This window comes from Bacillus sp. AF62 (genome assembly GCF_050312695.1).
GTDB lineage: Bacteria > Bacillota > Bacilli > Bacillales > Bacillaceae_G > Bacillus_A > Bacillus_A cereus.
The window spans coordinates 45,216-64,193 of sequence record NZ_JBNPJZ010000064.1; the positions used below are offsets into that span (position 1 = coordinate 45,216).

The window sequence follows — 18,978 nt, forward strand, 5'->3', positions numbered from 1 at the left end:
TTGATATATTGATTGCATAATCTAGGAGATCAGAGATATACTTTTATTTTTAATAGGAGTAATACATACATTACTATCCTCTATAAAATGGGAGCTCTTCAAAAAACTTTATTGAAGTTAGTTGAAGTGAAACCGACAATCTCCATAATTCAATGATGATATAAAATCATTGAATTATGGAAGTTGTCGGTTTTTTTTATGGGAAAAAACGATGCACTAAAAAGAGTGAATGAAAATTGAAATTTAAAAAACTATCGTAATTAAAAGGAATTTTTATAGGCTATTTTCGCTTAGAAGGGAGTATTTAACATGTTAATTTCGCTGAGTTCATCAACACTGTTAACTTTATTTTTTATGGCGCTTAGTGCTTCTTGGCTAAGTGGATTATTGTTTTTACATGCAAGGGTACCTTTACGTTTTGTTCATATCCATATTGGTATCGCTGCTTTACCTTCATTGGTTTCTTTACTCGCACTTGTTAATAACAATGGAGATAGAGTTGTGGGGCCTTGGCATCTAGATACTTTAGCTTGGTTAATGGCTTTCTTTGTTCTTACAATTGATTTAATCATTCAGCGTTTCTCTGTACGTTACTTAATGGGGGATCACTCATATCGAAAATACTTTGCACTTTTTACATTTACTACAGGTGTATCTTCGGTTGCATGGTTAAGTGATGATCTTCGCTTAATGCTCATTTGTTGGGGAGCAACGCTTATAGGATTGGTTCTACTTATAGGGCTAAATAAAGGGTGGAAAGTAGTTAGTGAAGCAACTAAAATCTCTGGCTACCTATTTACAATAAGTTGGATTGCCTTGCTATCAGCTATCATTTGGCTTTTTCAAGTAACAGGACAGTGGCAGTTAACATCAGTTTTAACGAATGAAAATGTAGCGCTACATGGAACATTGGAGAGAACAGGAATTAACTTATTAATTATATTAGCTGTGATGATTCCAGCAGCACAATGGCCTTTTCAAAGATGGTTAATTGAGTCTGCTGTTGCTCCAACTCCTGTTTCTGCTATTATGCATGCGGGTTTAGTAAATGCTGGCGGTATCATGTTAACTAGATTTTCACCTCTTTTTCATGATGATATTGCACAAATAATTTTACTAATTTTCTCTAGTATTTCTGTCTTAATAGGTACAGGAATTAGTTTAGTCCAAGTTGATTATAAACGTCAGCTAGTAGGCTCAACTATTGCACAAATGGGATTTATGCTTATTCAATGTGCATTAGGCGCCTATTTAGCGGCTGTTATTCATTTAATTTTACATGGTTTGTTTAAAGCTACACTGTTTTTACAAGCTGGTTCTTCCGTGCAACGTTTTGGGGTAGTGAATCAGTCTAATGAAAATATATCTAATTTATGGATTATAGTTGGGCGTGTTTTAGGATTATTTATAGCAATTACTTTCTGGTTTATGACTTCTGGAGAGGGGTATCAACTAGTTAGTGCGTTAATCTTAGGATGGTCATTATACTTTTCATGGAAACAGCTTGTTGTTTTTGGAAAGGGAAGAATGGGACGAATTGCTGGCTTAATTGTTTTGATTGGATTTTCTCTCATTTACTTTACTGTTCATAATTCTCTTTATAAATGGTTGCATACTGATATTTATCAAAGTGTTCAACCTTCAGCTCCAGCCGTTATCTTTGTTATATGTATTTTACTATTTAGTAGTGTTATTAGTACTTTCGTTACTCGTCATCAATCTTCTACTTTATTCGCTGTACTTTATCTTTGGTTAGTTCGAGTAGGTGAGGCGAGACGAAAGTCAGTAGAAAGTCACCCAAGCTATCTGAAACATTATGTATCAAAGGGAGGTAATTCGTGATGAGCATACCGTCAATATTAAAGAAAGATACAAACATTGATATGCAAGAAAATAATATAAATGATTTAGTTGCATCTGCTAGCCGAGTTATTGCACCACTTTGGCCTATCTCTACGTTTGCAGCTCACCACCCTTGGATGGGACTTGAAAAGCAATCATTTGAACAAGTCGCAAATTGGTTAAAAGAAGCTCGTAATGTGGATATTTATCCTAGTGCCTCTATGATTCATTCGGCAAAAGCAAAAGGTGAGATTGAGGAATCATTTTTACAAATGAGTTTGTCTCGTTGGCTGGATTCACAATCTTTTCATATTCCGCGAGAGAAAGCAGAGCGATTTTGCCAAGCAGCTTTAAAATTAGAAAAATTACCTTCTGGTCTATTATCCTCGCCAGAATTAAATAAATTGGCAGAAGAAATGAGTTATATAAATACAGCAAGTATGAAAGCCTCTGTTATGCAGCCAATAAGTTCGCTTATAGAGAATCAAAATAGTGAAAACCTATCTGATGTTCTTAATTATCATATCATTAAATGGTGTAAATTATATCTTGATGACTCCGGATCAAGTTGGACGATGCCAAATCGAGAGAAAGGTTTTTATCGTGCATGGCAACACCTTATTAAATTTGATCCAGCGCTCAGTAAAAATGAGCGTAAAGTTTTAAAAGATTGGCCACAAGATGCCGAAGTAGCTTTAGCGAGAGCATTATCTGAACTAGGAATTTCTGAATCTAACATACAAGCTTACCTTGAAGGGCACTTACTTTCTTTACCTGGGTGGGCAGGAATGATACGATGGCGCTCACAACAATCAATTCAGGAACAGGGGCTTTTAATAGAATATTTAGCAGTTCGAATTTCTATGGAGCTGGCTATTGCAACACCTTATTTACCTTTAAAAAATCAAAAGGTTGAGAAAAAAGTTTCGATCGTCCCACTTATAGCTTCTTGGATCTATTGGGGGAATATTTCAACACGGGAATGGTTACAAATGCCTGCTGCTGAACAAAGTGAATTATTAGTATTCGCTTATCGTTTTGATGAAAATATTCGCAGGAAACTTTGGCTGGAAGCTTGGGAACAAACGCATGCAGAGCAATTAAGGGAGAAGATTGCTTCTAAACAACGTGCAACCAATGATAAAAAACGTGTATTAGCTCAATTAGCATTCTGTATTGATGTACGTTCAGAACCGTTTCGTCGCCATCTTGAAAAATTAGGTCCGTTTGAAACATTTGGAATAGCTGGTTTCTTTGGATTACCAATTGCAACTAGTGAACTAGGTAGTAATAACAACCATCCTTCTTTGCCAGTTATACTCAAACCGAAACATCAAATAAAAGAGCTCACAAATGAAAATGAACTTAAATCTTATGAGCAACGTAAGAGGGTAGGCAGTTCGGTACGTTATACATTTAAAACGATGAAACAGAACGTACTGACAAGTATGGCGCTACCTGAGTTAAGTGGTCCTTTACTTGGTCTACAGATGGTGACAAGAAGCTTTGTCCCAAGAGGAGTTGGTGGTTTCATTCGTAACCTTCGTAAAACTATGTTACAAAAACCTGATACAACATTCTCGCTTAATCATGTTCATGACACGAAGGGTGAGATACCTATCGGTTTTACGAAAGAAGAAAAAGTGAACTATGTGCGTCAAGCTTTAAAAATGGTGGGACTGACAGAAAAATTTGCTCCTTTAGTTGTAATGTGCGGACATAGTAGTCAAAGTACGAACAATCCTTATGCTGCAGCACTTGAGTGTGGTGCTTGTGGCGGAGCAGCAGGAGGATTCAATGCAAGAGTTTTTGCTACTTTATGTAATCTCCCAGAAGTGAGAGAGGCGTTGTTGGCTGAAGGTATTAAAATTCCTGAGGATACCATTTTTGCAGCAGCTGAACATAAAACAACAGTGGATGAATTGGAATGGATTTACGTCCCAGAACTTTCGGAAACTGCGCAAGAAGCATTTGATTGTATCGAGTCGATTATGCCAAATGTGAGCCAACATGCAAATAGAGAGCGTTTAACGCAATTACCAAATTTTAAAACGAAAATAAAAAATGCGAGTAAAGAGGCACATCGATTTGCAGAAGATTGGAGTGAAATACGTCCAGAATGGGGATTAGCTCGTAATGCATCTTTTATTATCGGGCAACGAGAATTAACTCAGGATTGTGACTTAGACGGTAGGGCTTTCCTCCATAATTATGATTGGAAACAGGATGAAAGTGGCGATATATTAGCTAACATTATTGCAGGACCAGGGACAGTAGCTCAGTGGATAAATCTACAATATTACGCTTCAACTGTAGCTCCTCATTATTATGGTAGTGGAAACAAAACAACCCAAACCGTAACGGCGGGTCTCGGTGTTATGCAGGGAAATGCAAGTGATTTGTTGCCGGGCTTACCTTGGCAATCCGTTATGCAGTCAGATAGTGAGACGTATCATTCACCACTTCGTTTACTAATTGTAATTCAAGCGCCTAGTCAATATATAGAACGTTTGCTAAATAATGATTTCACATTTCGAGAAAAAGTTCAAAATGGATGGGTTAGACTTGCAAGTGTTGATCCAGAGGGACGCTGGAAAAACTGGTAACAATCATGTAATGAATTATCAACTATTGTTACTAGCTTAAAAGTTTCATAAATACAATAATGAAGAAGGAGTGCTCCATATGAATTCAAAGAATAAAAAAGTTTTATTGTTAACAGACATTAAACATGGAATAGAGCCTATTATCCAACAAGTAACTAACATTCAACAAGAAAACATGTTGACTATACACAGCTACGATTCTGTAATTGTACATCCTTATGGAGATATAATGAGATCTATTATTATTGCTATTTATCAAGAAAATGTTGAAGAAATTTTTGTTGTAGGAATAGAGGATAAAGAAACTGATGTAGTTAATCTACAAATTCAACGTGATTCCATAAAAAATAACAAGGAACTAGACTATCTCTTTGAAAATTGCATGCCTGAATTTTCAAGTGGTAGCCTTGATGAATGGCTAAGTGGAAAAGAAAATGTTAGTGAAAATATTGAGAAGAGTATAGATATGATTTGTCATCATCCACTAGTACCGTCTGATGTTAAAGTTCATGGTTTCAAGATTGATAGAACAGGGGAAAAAGAAACGGTTGTTAAAGTTTCTGTTAATAAAGTAGTGAAACAAATGCATTCTTATGTGTAAGTTATCGATAGATAAGTAACTTTTATTTGGTAGATACTGTAATATGTTAAATGTTTGGAGTTGTTTCCTTTAAAAAGAGTAAAAGAAATCTTCTATAAATGGAGATCTTTTGCTCTTTTTATAATAAAAAATTATTTGATGTTTTTTCGAAAAATGTTCTTAAGACAAGGCTTTTAGTTTTATAAGAACCTTTATTCATGATAGCAAGATAATTTTGATAAGAAGTATATAGTAAGAATGATTTGGAGATACCGATGGGGATATAACTATTTTATTTAGGACGGTGCAATTAAAATGGATTTACAGAAAGGGAAATTATATTGGAACACGACTTTTTCTAATACACCTTCTTATCCTCGTTTGGACGAAGATATAAAATGTGACGTACTAATAATAGGAGCAGGAAGTTCGGGTGCTCAATCAGCATACTATTTGAGTGAATCAGATTTAAATATTGTTATCGTTGATAAAAGAAAGGTAGGACATGGAAGTAACCTTACAAATACAGCACTTATTCAATATTTAGGTGATAAGATGTTTTTTGAACTTGTAAATACATTTGGGGAAGAGTATGCAGTTAAGCATATGAAATTATGTGAACAAGCTATTAATGATATTGAATATGCTGATCAAAACTTGCCTTATTGCTCTGACTTTAAACGACGTGACAGCTTATATTATGCAAGTTATGAAGAGGATATAAAGAAATTAGAAAAGGAACTGTATTATTTACATAAGCATGATTTTAAAGCGGCTTGGTTATCAGAAAAACAAATTGGACAGAGATATCCATTTAAAAAACGTGCAGCTATTTATACGTATAATGATGGTGAAATAAATCCTTATAAATTTACACATAGTTTATTAGAACAAGCCTCTAATAAAGGAGTTCACATTTATGAAGATACAGAGATTGTTGGCAAAAAGTTAGAGAAAGAATGTGCTATCTTTTATACAAAGGAGGGCAATTCTATTACTGCCAATAAAGTAATTGTGGCTGCAGGATATGAAGGATTGGAATTTAAAAAGGAAAAGAACGCTACACTGATTAGCTCATATGCAATTGTTACTAATCCTGTGGAAGATTTATCTTCTTGGTATAAACGCACTCTCATTTGGGAAACTGCGAGACCATATATTTATATGAGAACTACTGCAGATAATAGGATTATTATAGGTGGATTAGATGAAGATACAAACATTGCTCAAGAAAGAGATTCAAAATTAATCCATAAAAAAGAGAAATTAGTGAATGAATTTAATAAGCTCTTTCCCAATATAACAGTTGAACCTGAATTTTATTTAAGTGCTTTTTATGGTGGTACTCATGATGGTTTACCTATAATTGGAATGTATGAAGAGTTTCCAAATTGTCACTTTATCTATGCGTATGGAGATAATGGATTAGTTTATAGTATGGTACTTTCTAAAATTGTTCGAGATATAATTATTAACGGTTCAAGTCCAGATTTGAATTTATATTTACAAACTAGACCAAAACTAAATGAGTAAACTGCATGTATACAAAATCATAGTAGTAAGGAGCTTATTTAGGGTTCCATTATAAAAAAACGCTATTTTAAATGTATTAGTTTCATGTGACTATTTGTTAAATCCATTCATTTTACTAAGTTCAGTTATTTGTATAATCCATTCTTTTTTTAGGTAGGGTAGAGTTGCTTGGATATGATGATATTCCCATTCTTCCTCAATGGTAGGGTAAAGATTAAATAAGTATTTTTCTTCATCATTTGTTACACTTGCTTTAGGATTGCCAGTAAGTTTAAAATAAATGTCGCACCATCCGCTATAGTTTGTTAACATGAATAAAAAATTAGGACATGTGAATTCGATGAGGTATATTTCTTTCTCTAATTGAATATCTGATAGTAATTCTCTTGCAGTCTCATAAGTAGGCTTCTTTTGGTAACCATTGCATGAATGCCATGCCCAAATGGGTAAATCTATAATAAAGTCAATACCTTTCTGTTTCATGTGTCTTACAATGTATTTATATGCTGTGCAATCTTCTTTACTAACAAAAATAGGATCGGCTATAAGCTTACCTTCATTCAAAAGTGTATTTATGGCATTTTGGTTTTGAAAAGTCCATAGGATTGTTGAATCTATAGATGTATTTAAGTTTGATTGTTTATAAAATTGTTTTTTCATCTTTCTCTCCATTTTCTTTTTTATTTTATAAGAGTTTAAGATAAGTACAAAGTGCATTATATTTTTATCTTTATTAAGAGTTGGAAAAATCCATTAAAGATAGAAGAGTTTGTTTGCAATTACAAAAAATGATTCTTATAATCATTTAAAAATAACAGAAGTATTTGTTCTAATAAAGAATGAATTGTGCTTTAAGAATTAGAAAGGATAGCCATGCAAAATAAAATTATTGTTATGTTTCAAAAAGATTTTCGTTTATATGATAACCCAGCTCTATTTGAGGCTGTTCAGTCTGGTGAGGTTCTTCCTGTATATATACAAGATGAAACTTTTTCAATAGGAAGTGCGGCAAAGTGGTGGTTGCACCATGCTGTAATAGATGTAAAGAAGCAACTTGAGGCATTGGGCTCTACTTTAATAATTCGTAAAGGACGTACGGAGGAAGAAATACTTTCTCTCATAGAACAATTAGATATAACAGCTGTATATTGGAATATTTGTTACGATCCGGACAGATTACAATCTAATCAAAAAATGAAAATGATGTTAGAGGATAAAGGTATTATCTGTAAAGAATTTAATTCGCATTTATTATTAGAACCGTGGATTATTAAAAAGAAAGATAACACTGAATATAAGGTGTTTACGCCTTTTTACAATGCATTTCAAAAGCAGGTAATACTTAAACCTATTAGCAGAGTGCAGAGTATAAAGTGGGGAAACTCTTTACCAGCAAGCTTATCTGTTTCAGAATTACACTTGTTGCCGACTATACCGTGGACATCTCATATGGAAGTAATATGGGATCCGACAGAAGAAGGGGCATATAAAACATTCAAGAAATTTTTCTCTAGCAAATTAGTCTCTTATAGTGAAGGAAGAGATTTTCCAGATCAAAATGTCCATTCGATGTTGGCACCGTATCTTTCATTTGGTCAAATATCAGTAAAGCTAATGTTTCATTACTTAATAAATAAAAGTACCGAAAGACAATGTAGTCTTTTTGAAAAACAAGTTAATAGCTTTATACGTCAATTAATTTGGCGAGAGTTTTCTTATTATTTACTATATCATTATCCATTTACAGTATATAGACCTCTTAATAAGAGCTTTGAAAATTTCCCGTGGGATAAGGAAGAGGAGTTATTAAGAGTATGGCAAAAGGGGAAAACGGGTTATCCGTTTATTGATGCGGGAATGCGAGAACTATGGCAAACAGGTTTTATGCATAACCGGGCAAGAATGGCTGTAGCCTCTTTTCTTGTAAAGCATTTGTTAATTCCGTGGCAAGAAGGAGCAAAATGGTTTATGGATACACTACTAGATGCTGATATTGCAAATAATACAATGGGATGGCAATGGGTTGCTGGAAGTGGAGCGGATGCATCACCGTACTTTCGTATTTTTAACCCGATCACACAAGGAGAAAAGTTTGATAAAGATGGGGAGTATATAAGAAAATGGGTACCAGAATTAAAAGATATCCCAAACAAATATATACATAAACCGTGGGAAGCACCTGAGCATATTTTACAAAAAGCCAATATAAAACTTGGGGATACATATCCTTATCCGATTGTTGATCATAAGGCAGCACGAGAGAGAGCCCTTTGTGCATATAAAAGTATGAAAGAATTTGTATGAAATAGGTTAAACAATATGTATTTGGAATTTAAATATTAGGATTTTATCCATTACAAGGACATACTAATCATATAAAGTTTCTATAATCTTCTAGTAAAAAGGAGAATGTTTATGAAAAAATCTAGTATTATAGTATTTTTACTAACATATGGTTTGTTTTATGTTTCTAGTGTTTTATTCCCTATTGATCGTACTTGGTATGATGCGTTAGAAAAGCCGTCTTGGACACCTCCTGGTATGACAATCGGAATGATATGGGCTGTATTATTTGGACTTATTGCATTATCAGTTGCAATTATTTACAACAACTATGGATTCAAGCCAAAAACATTTTGGTTTTTATTCCTTTTAAATTATATATTCAATCAAGCGTTCAGCTACTTTCAATTTAGCCAAAAGAATTTGTTTTTAGCAACAGTAGATTGTTTACTAGTCGCTATTACTACGTTACTTCTCATTATGTTTTCTTCCAATTTATCTAAAGTATCGGCATGGTTGCTAATCCCATATTTTTTATGGGCTACATTTGCTACATATTTATCTTGGACAATTTATAGTATAAATTAAAGACGTAAATGAAAACTTGAGCACAATGAAAATGCTCGAGTTTTTACGTTTATTAATGGTAATCTAAAGTATAGAATATACACATCTTAGGGAGGGCATATATGTGAAGAAATGGATAAAAATTACTCTGTACTCTTTACTAGGTATTTTAATTATGGGAAGTGTTACTTTTTTAACGTGGTCTCAGTTTACTTACAAACCAACGAAAGAGGCTTTGTCTTTAGTAGATGATAAAAAAGATGAAAATTATATAGTTTTTGGAGAGAAAGATGCAAAAATAGGGATTATTTTTTATCAAGGAGCTAAAGTAGAAGCGGAGGCCTATAGTTACTTAGGAGAAGCACTTGCAAAAGATGGGCATTTTGTAGTAATGCCTAAGTTACCATTAAACTTAGCGATATTTGGAATAAATGAGGTAGATAGTGTAATTGAACAGTATCCTGAAGTTCAAAAATGGTATGTTGCTGGGCATTCAATGGGTGGAGCTATGATTTCTAGGTATGCCTTTCAACATGAAGAAAAGGTAGACGGGATTATTTTCTTAGGTTCGTATCCTGCAGATGACTTCTCTACTAAGTCGATTCCAATGTTATCAATTTACGGGGAAGTAGATGCTTTAGCAACTGTAGAAAAAATAGAGAACAATAAAAAGTTTATGTCAAAAAATACAACTATGCACATGATAAAAGGGGGCAATCATGCTCATTTTGGCATGTATGGTGAGCAAAAAGGTGATAATGCGAGTTTAATTACGCCAAAAGCACAACGAGATGAAACAGTGAAAGTAATTGAAGAATGGTTATTGAAACGATGATAACGAATTTCATAAATTTATCAAAAGAATGCCTCTCTCTTAAGATAGTACAATGATAGACGAGAGAGGAAATAAAGAGCCAACTCATACGAGTAGGCTCTTTTATTTATCTACTATTTTCAATTGTCCTCTTATTTTCTCCGGAATGTCCTTTTCAGAGATAACATCGTAAGAGTACACATACTTACCTTTTACATGAATTTTTAAGTAAGTTTTTCTTATAAAATCATTAGGCGTGTTCGTTCCAACATTATATTCTTTTTCATTGCTTAATTCATCAACAGCTTTTAGTGAGTACATAGCTTTTCCTTTATGATGATAATCCGGAACACCATATCCTTTCGCAACGGCATATACATTTTTTTCTTCAGCAATCGGATTAAATCTGTCTAAATCCCCGCGTAATATGAAAGGTAGTAAGTATATAGGAAGGCCTATTCCTAATATGCAAATTACAAATTTTTTCATTATCGTTTCTCCTCTTGTTCATTTACATGCTTCAGTATAGAAAAAAATTCTTATGAATAAAGGGAGATTTTCTTAAGTTTTTCTTAAAAAGAGTTTAAAGGTTATTTTAACCAAACATTATGTCACTAGAACATATAGAAGAGAAAAGAAAAACTATCACCAACATGTTAAACATGTATCTTTATAGGGTAGCGAATATTGGGGAATTTACACAATTTAGATTCTGAAATTTTACGATTAGTAGTTGTTAGGGAAGAGAGAGGGTTTAGAGTTTCAGATGTGTGTCAGTTACAATTGAAAAGTTACATCAACAACAAAAAGGAATACATGAGTAAAAAAGACAGCAAGAAATGTATCTAATGTCTTAAAAGTGTAATTGTAGGAACTATTAGGATATTTTTCCTTAATATATGCATACTAAACATACTATAAAAGGTACATAGAAAGTGAGGGAATCATGGCTAAATTTTTGAGGCGTTTAAAATATAGAGACAACCCTAAGTCATGTTCAATACGAGACAATACTCATTTTCAGGAAAAAAATATTGAAGACTCCCTCTTAGACGCTGATTTATCCAAAAACATAGCTCATATTCAGAATATATTTCGTCAAGCGCCTGATTTAGTAATTCGGCAGTTTCAAATAACAGTAGGTGGATTAGAAGCAGCCTTAGTATACTTATCTGGATTAACAGATAAAGAATTGATTCAAAATCATGTTCTCAGTCCTTTGATGAATATTGATTTTGATACTAATAGAGAACTTCCAATTCCGTTAGGACAAATTAAGATTATTAATACATTAAGTCAGATTGAAAATGCTATTTTTGGGGGAGATAGTGTTTTATTAATTCACAGTCGAACAACAGCACATCAATTGGATACAAAAGGGTGGCCACAAAGAAGTGTTGAGGACGCACATAACGAAATAGCTCTAAAAGGAGCACATCAAGCTTTCATAGAAACTGGAAGTCAAAATATCGCAATGATTCGAAGATATATTCCTCATCGTGAATTAGCGATAAAAGAAATAATAATTGGTGTACGGAGCAAAACCAAAATTTCTATTTTATATTTGAAAGATGTAGCTTCTGAAGATGTGCTGAAGGAATTAGAAACACGAATTCAAAATATTACAATCGACGCTGTTGCTAGTAATGGCGAACTTATAGAATTCATTGAAGATCACCCTTACTCACCGTTTCCGCAATTTATATTAACTGAAAGACCTGATTTGGCTGTATCTCACATTCTACAGGGTAGATTTGTAACTGTAATGGATCATTCACCTAATGTGTTAATTACTCCAACAAATTTTATTTCCTTTTTTCAAGGAGTCGATGACTACGGTACAAGGTGGTTAGTTGCTTCGTCTATTCGGTTGCTTCGTTTTGTCGCCTTTATGGTTGCTTTATTTCTGCCTGCGAGTTATGTTGCGTTTATTTCCTTTAATTTTGAAGTTATTCCTGTAGAGCTATATTTATCTATTGCTGAATCAAGAACGCGCGTACCCTTTTCCCCAGTTATGGAAGCGTTACTTATGGAAATAACATTGGAAACGATGAGAGAAGGGGCTTTACGGATACCTACTCCGATTGGTCAGACAGTTGGAATTGTAGGTGGTATTGTCATCGGCCAGGCGGCTGTTCAGGCGGGAATTGTAAGCAATATTATGATTATTGTTGTTGCTGTTACCGCCATCTCTTCTTTTGTTATCCCTAACTATGATATGGGAGCGGCAGTAAGACTTTTACGCTTTCCAATGATGCTAGCAGCTGCCTTATTTGGAATTGTAGGACTTGTTATCGGGTGGATGACTTTAATTGGGCATCTAAGTAGTCTTAAATCGCTAGGTACTTCTTACGGAACACCATTAGCACCCTTTCGTTTTGCAGATATGAAAGATGTTTTTGTACGCTTTCCTTTATGGACAATAAGAAGGCGTCCTAAGGGGAATGGAACCAATCAAACTATTCGACAAGGAAAGAATCGTAATAAAAGGTGAAATTATGAAAAAGTATGCCTATAATGAAATCACTCTTATGCAGTATATTATTTTAATTAATGGAGTGCAGGTGGGCACTGGCGTTTTATCGCTTCCACGTGTGCTTGCAGAAAAGGCTGGAACAGATGGATGGATAGCTATATTGATTGGTTGGATTTTTTCCACAATATCAGGTGTGTTTATAGTGAAAACAGCTGCAAGATATCCTGAGGATACGATTTATGATATTCTTATACGATTGTTTGGAAAAATAGTAGGAAAAGCATTCGTTGTTATTTACATGATGTACTTCGCTTTTTATTCTTGTATCGTTCTTATAAACGCTATGCTTTACCTTAAGGGATGGCTTCTCCCGAAAACGCCTGACTATATCGTTATCTTTTTGTTTTCGATTCCTACCTATTTTGTTGCACGTAACGGTCCTAGTATTTTAGGACGATACGCCGAACTTTTTTTTATATGGCGCTTTGGATTCCGATATTTTTTTTAATCCCTCTTATAGGGAATGGAAGTTGGATGCCCTTCTTTCCGCTTTTAAAAGAAGGGTGGAAACCGATATTAACCGCTGTACCAAGCACTGTTTATGCTTATTTAGGGTTTGATATTGCTTTCTTTTTATATCCATTTTTACAAAAAAAACAGTATGCAGTCCATGGAATGGTTATAGCAAACACCTTAACGATGTTATTTTATTTATTTGCTACTATTGTTTGCTTTGCCTATTTTAGCCCTGATAGCATTACGCAATATAATCAACCGGTAATAAATTTACTGAAAGTAATTGAATTTCGTTTTTTAGAACGTTTTGACATGATTTTATTGGCTGTTTACTTAACCATTGTTTCCACATCATGGATCCCTGCCCTATACTGTTCTGTATTTTGTTCAAGCCAATTACTTGGAAAACAAGATCACAGCTCTCATGTAGTTGTTCTCTTATTGCTTATTATCGGATTCACATTTTGGACTCATCCTAGTTGGAATGAATCTGAAATTTGGCAACAGGTATTATCGAATACTGGATTAGGAGTAACATATATATTACCTATTATTTTATGGCTGTATTGCTGTCTATATGAGAAGTTTCGCCGGAGGAGAATACATTGAAAAGAAAAGTACTATGTTGTATTTTGTTATTGGTGTTCTTGATGACTGGATGCTTCGATCAAAGAAATGTTGAAGATGTTTCTCTTACTCTTATTCTTGGTATCGATTTAGATCCTAATGATAATTTATTAGTGTATATATCAAGCCCTGTTTTCAATAAAGAAGCAAAAATAAAAGAAGAAACTACTGGTGTGAAATCTGCTACGGTTCGAAAAGCAAGAGACCAATTTGATGCTACGGTTATGGCACTTACCGCTGGAAGTAAAACACAGGTTATTTTAGTTGGAAAAAGGCTACTGAAACAAAAAAACTGGGAAATTTACCTTGATCCATTTTACCGTGATCCCAAAAATACAGTTACCGCAAGGGTTGTCGCTGTAGATGGACCTGTTTCAGACGTCATCTTCTATAGTCCAAAAGATAAACCGCGACTTCCTATATACTTAACAAAACTAGTTGATACCGCTTTTTTAAGAAATATCACGGTGAAAACAACACTTCAAGAATTATATGAACAAAGAGCAGACAAAGGGCTAACAGCAAATATTACTGAACTGAAAAAAAGAATAAAATATGGGTGACAGGTACAGCCTTATTGGATGAAAAAGGAAAGTATAAATTAACACTGAAACCTGATGAAAACAAACTCTTACGCATTTTGCAACAAGGGACTGCAGGGGAGTTACCATTTACAGTTCCAATTAAGCTAAATTCAGATAGTCAAGATAAAGATTTGATAAGTTTTACTGCCTATGGTATTAAAGTAAAGACAAAGGCAAGATATGATGATCATTTTATATTTAATGTAGATGTAAAGATGAGAATCGGTATTACAGAACGACTTTTTTCGTTTAACACTAGAAAGGATGCAGCCAAATTACAAAAGGCGATTGAAACTAAGCTAGAAGCTGATTTCAAGCAATTAATACAAAAAATACAAACCGCCAAAATTGATCCTATTGGGCTTGGAGGATATGCAAGAACATACACATATCCGAAATGGAAAAAAATACAAAATAATTGGGGTAACGAATTAGCAAAAGGCGATGTAAACGTCAAGGTTAAGATTAAAATTGCCGGAATGGGTACGATTAAGTAACATGAATTCAACTGTGATTCGTACTAAGATTGCAAGTACTGTCTGTTTTAGAAGGAGAAATGCCTTTAATAATAGTGCCGCCACATCGCTATCTGGGCTTCTCCGTTATAGGTAACATTTTTCAATGCGTAAATAAGAAGGTTCTAGTGTAAAAACTTCAGAGCAATTGCGCCAGAATCACTATTGGATCAGTTTAGATCCATAATAATAAAAAAAGATTCGATATTCTGAAGTTAAAAGTAAAAAATGAAATTATGAAAGGTAAATTTCAAATAATGCTAATGTTTTATAAAAACATTGTATACGAAGGGATGTACCATTTATGATTGACGAGAAAACAATACAAATTGTGCAGTCAACGGCTCCAGTATTAAAAGAACACAGTATAGAAAAGGAATTGATTCATTATGAATCATTTAGCCCATTTGCAATTTTAGGTGAGTAACTAATACCGGATAGGGTTATAGTCATAATAATGTAAGTAAATAGTTTTTTTGCGATACTTCAATAGTGAAGTATCGTTTTCTTTGTATAACTAAAGCCCAACTATGGATTCTGATGTAATGTTGAAAAAGGATCGCAAGTAATGATTGGTCTGTTCTAATACTAAGTGACTATGATGAAATTGAATCTAAAAAGTATTATGCTAATAAAATATCGAAAAAATTTTGGAAAAGCAAAAAATAATAGAGCTTAGATTTGCAATAATAAATGTTTTTTTCATTAGATAATTACTTTACCAATAATCGGGATGTTTGCGGATACATTTATTTTTGGGATACATAATTATATTTAGAGAATACCCAGTTACAGTATTTGAATTTTTAATAAGAAGGGATGCGAAGGAATGAACTCACAGAGACAAGGCTATGCAGGCTGGTGGCAAGGCGGACACGGTGGTTGGCCGGGTGGACACGGTGGTTGGCCGGGCGGACACGGTGGTTGGCAAGGTGGACACGGTGGTTGGCAAGGTGGACACGGTGGTTGGCAAGGCGGACATGGTGGCTGGCAAGGTGGACATGGTGGTTGGCCGGGCGGACATGGTGGTTGGCAAGGCGGACATGGATATTAAAAAGATACTATAAAATCATTTTTTTATGCAAAGTTTGTATATTTAGTATCGTTGTATATTTTCATTTGTATAGTAAGGATATAGTGAAAACAGCAAAAAAATCCTGTGAAGTAAGGATTCTATCCATAAAATTAAAGCAGTGGAAATGTCAAAAGAACAAAAGACACCGCTTTTTATTATTCAAGGAGAACGAGACTATCAAGTTCAATCAAAAATTGAAATTCCTCTTTGGAAAGAACAATTAAAAGAACGAGATAATGTAGATTATCGACTATATCCAAAGTTAAATCATTTCTTTACAGAGGGGGATGGGGGAATAAGTAAGCCAGATGAATATTATAGTCCTGCTAATATCCCTGAGTATGTTTTAAATGATATTGTTACTTGGGTGCAAGGCAAATCGCAATTAAATTAGCAACCATATGTTTTAATAAAGACTTTCTTTCCGTAATCAAAATAGAAATATTTTTATTAGGTTATATGTTTTTTAAAAGCACTCTTTGAAAAGGAGTGCTTTTTTATTTTTCTATGATTTCTATAAAACAATGGGCTTGCCTTCCAAACAAATCGTTATTTGTAGCGCTTTTATCAAAGCAAAGTTCTTGTGATATTTCTTTGATATTAAAAACATGAATAACCTATTGTGTGAAATTTTTTGAAAATTTAGGTTTAACATCTTTAAAATAGGTGTATTACATATTACATAACAACTAAATAAAAAATAAAAAATCTAAAGGAGGAAAGATACCATGCATACGAATGAAAGAAAAACGGTAGTTTATGAATATCAAAATGAACAGGAAGTAGTTATGAAAGTAAAAGAGCTAGAATTGCAAGGGGTTCGCCACGATGACATTTATGTTTTAGCACATGAAAAACATATAACAAAAAGGATTGCGGATGATACAAACACAAATACGATTGGAGTAAAAGAACAAGGATTGGGAACAAGTATTATCAACTTTTTCTCCAAAAAAGGGGACGAACTTCGAAATCAAATGGAAGAAATGGGGTTGTCGAAGGAGGAAGCTAACTTATATGAAGAAAAACTAGATCAAGGGAAGATTTTACTCCTAGTAACAGCTGAAGTACCAATGGCGAATGAGAGGCAGCCGCAAAACTATCATTCTCTGTAATAGATTGCAACATCTGATAAATAGGTAAGGTAATTATTTTAGGTTGTAGCATTGAAGAAAATAAAAATAGAAAAGGATGAGAAAAATGAAACATACAATATTTAAATATGCTGTGATTGGAATTACGACCGGAGTCATAGTCTCCCTATTAAAAAAAGAAAATCGGAAAGCTATACAAACAAAAGGAAAAAGCGTAAAAGAAAAACTACAAGAAGGAAACATAAAGGAAACATTGGAGAAGGTAACTGAGACAAGTAAACAATTTTCTGTAACTGCAGCTAATGTTGCAAAACAAACATTACCACAACTGCTTACAGTCACACCAGTTGTCATTTCTACCATTAAAGACTTAACAGAAAGCGAAAATAATAAAAAGAAAACAGATGAAAAGGATTACGAAATAAATGAAAATAGTAAGAACTTAGACGGGGAAAAAACGAAAAATGAAAAGAAATATGTGAAAGAAGGGAAAGAAGAGAGTGCTTAGATTTAACTCTAAAAATAGAAAGTGAGGAAAAAAGTATGAAATCTCTGTATGCAATTGATGTAGGAATTGGCTTTACCAAAAGGGCATATCGACAGGCTGTAGATTCTGAGATGACGGTCAAGAGTGAAGCTTCCACACTAGCCCCTGTACCTAATCATGCTGAAAGTGAAGATTTAACAAAGGTAAGTTTTATAGACTTAGACTTTGCATACTACATGGGAAATGAAGCACATCAATCTGACGCTTCATTTCTTCCTCCATTTGACGATGAAATAGAAAATTATTATGAAAGCGAACGATTTAAACAACAAATATTTGGTTGCATTGCAAAGGATTATAAAGAAAATGTCGTGTTACCTCTAGTTGTTACCGGGCTTCCCATCACTTGTTTTGGTAGTCAGCATGAGCAATTACAACGTGCACTAAAAAAAGAAACTTCCGTGCAAATTGATGGAAAATTTATTAATATTACGGTTGAAAATGCTTTGATTCTTCAGCAACCGGTCGCTTTACATGCCTATTTCTTAAAAGAGGGAATCATTCAGGAACGAGATCGAATCTTAATTATTGATGGTGGATTTCGTACATTAGAAATGACAGATATGAAACAGAATCTCATTTTAAATCATTATGAGACGGAACTAGGATGTAGCAAGCCTTTGAAAAATATTAAGAATATCGTGCAGAATCATGAGGGTGAAAGTAATCAATTGCATATTAACGACATGCCAAACATATTAGAAAAAGGATATGAATGTCGAGAAGAAAATCATGAGACAAGTCAGGTTCATACTTTGATTCAAAAAGAGTTGGATGCACACTTCCAAGACGTCATGCGTGTATTACAAGAACAATTTAAGTTAGAACAGTATGATACTATTATTTGGACAGGAGGAATAGTAGATCTCCACAAAAAACGAATTGAAAAAATGCAAGGTGAAATTTCTTCTTTCCGTATGGTAGACGCTTCGAAAGAGGCTGCACTTCATGGATACTACATTATTGGGAGTCAATTATTTGAGGACATCACCAATCAATCTGCATATGAATCCAAATTATAATAACGACTGAAATGGAGTTCGTTTAATAGACGTGCCAAATTATGTAGCTTCTTTTCCACATATAATAAATTCTTTATAAGAAAAGATAAAAAGTGCTTGTATAGAGGAAATGTTTAAAATTGAGAATAAAAATAACTAATATATAGGGGGTCTTACTTTTAAAAGAATAAGACCTCCTATGTCATTTATTTTGTAATTTAGATGATTTAAAAACTTTTCCTCCAATACATGAATACCTACATACAAATTTCATATTACGGATATGATTCGATCAAACATAAAACTATTTAGAAAGGA

Annotated in this window: 15 protein-coding genes and 4 pseudogenes; 16 read left to right on the forward strand and 3 right to left on the reverse strand. The window is 33.7% G+C overall.

Annotated elements, in window-relative coordinates:
* Window positions 1–309: 309 nt before the first annotated feature.
* The 4 genes from ACQRBL_RS14580 (at window position 310) to ACQRBL_RS14595 (ending at window position 6,561) form a co-directional block, all read left to right on the forward strand.
* Complete coding sequence (locus ACQRBL_RS14580) at window positions 310–1,842, forward strand: NADH dehydrogenase subunit 5 (protein WP_411995969.1); 1,533 nt, start codon at window positions 310–312, stop codon at window positions 1,840–1,842.
* Window positions 1,842–4,448 carry a DUF2309 domain-containing protein gene (locus ACQRBL_RS14585; protein ID WP_411995968.1) on the forward strand — a complete coding sequence of 869 codons (2,607 nt, stop codon included), beginning with the start codon at window positions 1,842–1,844 and terminating at the stop codon, window positions 4,446–4,448. The genes ACQRBL_RS14580 and ACQRBL_RS14585 overlap by 1 nt, the downstream gene beginning before the upstream one ends.
* 79 nt (window positions 4,449–4,527) lie before the next feature.
* Window positions 4,528–5,049: a carbonic anhydrase gene (locus ACQRBL_RS14590; RefSeq protein WP_411995967.1), complete on the forward strand. Its 522-nt coding sequence runs from the start codon at window positions 4,528–4,530 to the stop codon at window positions 5,047–5,049.
* A gap of 294 nt (window positions 5,050–5,343) precedes the next feature.
* A complete protein-coding gene (locus ACQRBL_RS14595; RefSeq protein ID WP_000365631.1) occupies window positions 5,344–6,561 on the forward strand; it encodes an NAD(P)/FAD-dependent oxidoreductase in 1,218 nt (405 codons plus the stop codon).
* Window positions 6,562–6,651: 90 nt separating this feature from the next.
* Here the strand turns inward: ACQRBL_RS14595 and ACQRBL_RS14600 are convergent, their stop codons facing one another.
* Entirely contained in the window at window positions 6,652–7,221 is a 570-nt protein-coding gene (locus ACQRBL_RS14600) for a DUF3841 domain-containing protein (protein ID WP_000743889.1), read from the reverse strand.
* A 213-nt stretch (window positions 7,222–7,434) separates the two neighbouring features.
* Here ACQRBL_RS14600 and ACQRBL_RS14605 point away from each other — a divergent pair, with 213 nt between their 5' ends.
* From ACQRBL_RS14605 to ACQRBL_RS14615, 3 genes are all read left to right on the forward strand, one after another.
* Complete coding sequence (locus tag ACQRBL_RS14605; protein ID WP_098277329.1) at window positions 7,435–8,865, forward strand: cryptochrome/photolyase family protein; 1,431 nt, start codon at window positions 7,435–7,437, stop codon at window positions 8,863–8,865.
* Window positions 8,866–8,976: 111 nt separating this feature from the next.
* Window positions 8,977–9,432, forward strand: coding sequence for a TspO/MBR family protein (locus ACQRBL_RS14610; protein ID WP_000749744.1), 456 nt, complete (start codon window positions 8,977–8,979; stop codon window positions 9,430–9,432).
* Window positions 9,433–9,535: 103 nt separating this feature from the next.
* Complete coding sequence (locus tag ACQRBL_RS14615) at window positions 9,536–10,246, forward strand: alpha/beta hydrolase (RefSeq protein ID WP_411995966.1); 711 nt, start codon at window positions 9,536–9,538, stop codon at window positions 10,244–10,246.
* 102 nt (window positions 10,247–10,348) lie between these two features.
* On the opposite strand, the gene ACQRBL_RS14620 is transcribed toward ACQRBL_RS14615, so the two are convergent.
* Window positions 10,349–10,714, reverse strand: a complete 366-nt coding sequence (locus ACQRBL_RS14620; protein WP_023522396.1) for a YxeA family protein — start codon at window positions 10,712–10,714, stop codon at window positions 10,349–10,351.
* Between the two features lie 457 nt (window positions 10,715–11,171).
* Here ACQRBL_RS14620 and ACQRBL_RS14625 point away from each other — a divergent pair, with 457 nt between their 5' ends.
* The 6 genes and pseudogenes from ACQRBL_RS14625 to ACQRBL_RS14650 all read left to right on the forward strand — a co-directional run.
* Window positions 11,172–12,719: a spore germination protein gene (locus ACQRBL_RS14625; RefSeq protein WP_023522395.1), complete on the forward strand. Its 1,548-nt coding sequence runs from the start codon at window positions 11,172–11,174 to the stop codon at window positions 12,717–12,719.
* A 4-nt stretch (window positions 12,720–12,723) separates the two neighbouring features.
* A pseudogene (locus tag ACQRBL_RS14630) lies at window positions 12,724–13,826 on the forward strand (GerAB/ArcD/ProY family transporter).
* A pseudogene (locus ACQRBL_RS14635) lies at window positions 13,823–14,925 on the forward strand (Ger(x)C family spore germination protein). The pseudogenes ACQRBL_RS14630 and ACQRBL_RS14635 overlap by 4 nt, the downstream one beginning before the upstream one ends.
* A gap of 322 nt (window positions 14,926–15,247) precedes the next feature.
* On the forward strand, window positions 15,248–15,370 hold the full coding sequence (locus tag ACQRBL_RS14640) for a flavoprotein (protein ID WP_000564622.1): 123 nt from the start codon (window positions 15,248–15,250) through the stop codon (window positions 15,368–15,370).
* A gap of 402 nt (window positions 15,371–15,772) precedes the next feature.
* The gene (locus ACQRBL_RS14645; RefSeq protein ID WP_411995965.1) at window positions 15,773–15,997 is read left to right on the forward strand and encodes a hypothetical protein; all 225 of its coding nucleotides are present in this window, start codon (window positions 15,773–15,775) and stop codon (window positions 15,995–15,997) included.
* Window positions 15,998–16,112: 115 nt separating this feature from the next.
* Window positions 16,113–16,412: pseudogene (locus ACQRBL_RS14650) on the forward strand (alpha/beta hydrolase); the annotation flags it as partial.
* A 118-nt stretch (window positions 16,413–16,530) separates the two neighbouring features.
* On the opposite strand, the pseudogene ACQRBL_RS14655 reads toward ACQRBL_RS14650, so the two are convergent.
* A pseudogene (locus tag ACQRBL_RS14655) lies at window positions 16,531–16,608 on the reverse strand (acyl dehydratase); the annotation flags it as partial.
* Window positions 16,609–16,746: 138 nt separating this feature from the next.
* Here ACQRBL_RS14655 and ACQRBL_RS14660 point away from each other — a divergent pair.
* The 3 genes from ACQRBL_RS14660 to ACQRBL_RS14670 all read left to right on the forward strand — a co-directional run bounded on the left by ACQRBL_RS14660 (window position 16,747) and on the right by ACQRBL_RS14670 (window position 18,681).
* The gene (locus ACQRBL_RS14660) at window positions 16,747–17,133 is read left to right on the forward strand and encodes a general stress protein (RefSeq protein ID WP_023522391.1); all 387 of its coding nucleotides are present in this window, start codon (window positions 16,747–16,749) and stop codon (window positions 17,131–17,133) included.
* 85 nt (window positions 17,134–17,218) lie between these two features.
* Window positions 17,219–17,620, forward strand: a complete 402-nt coding sequence (locus tag ACQRBL_RS14665) for a peptidase U61 (protein WP_411995964.1) — start codon at window positions 17,219–17,221, stop codon at window positions 17,618–17,620.
* A gap of 35 nt (window positions 17,621–17,655) precedes the next feature.
* The gene (locus ACQRBL_RS14670) at window positions 17,656–18,681 is read left to right on the forward strand and encodes a ParM/StbA family protein (protein ID WP_023522390.1); all 1,026 of its coding nucleotides are present in this window, start codon (window positions 17,656–17,658) and stop codon (window positions 18,679–18,681) included.
* The last annotated feature ends 297 nt before the right edge of the window (window positions 18,682–18,978 follow it).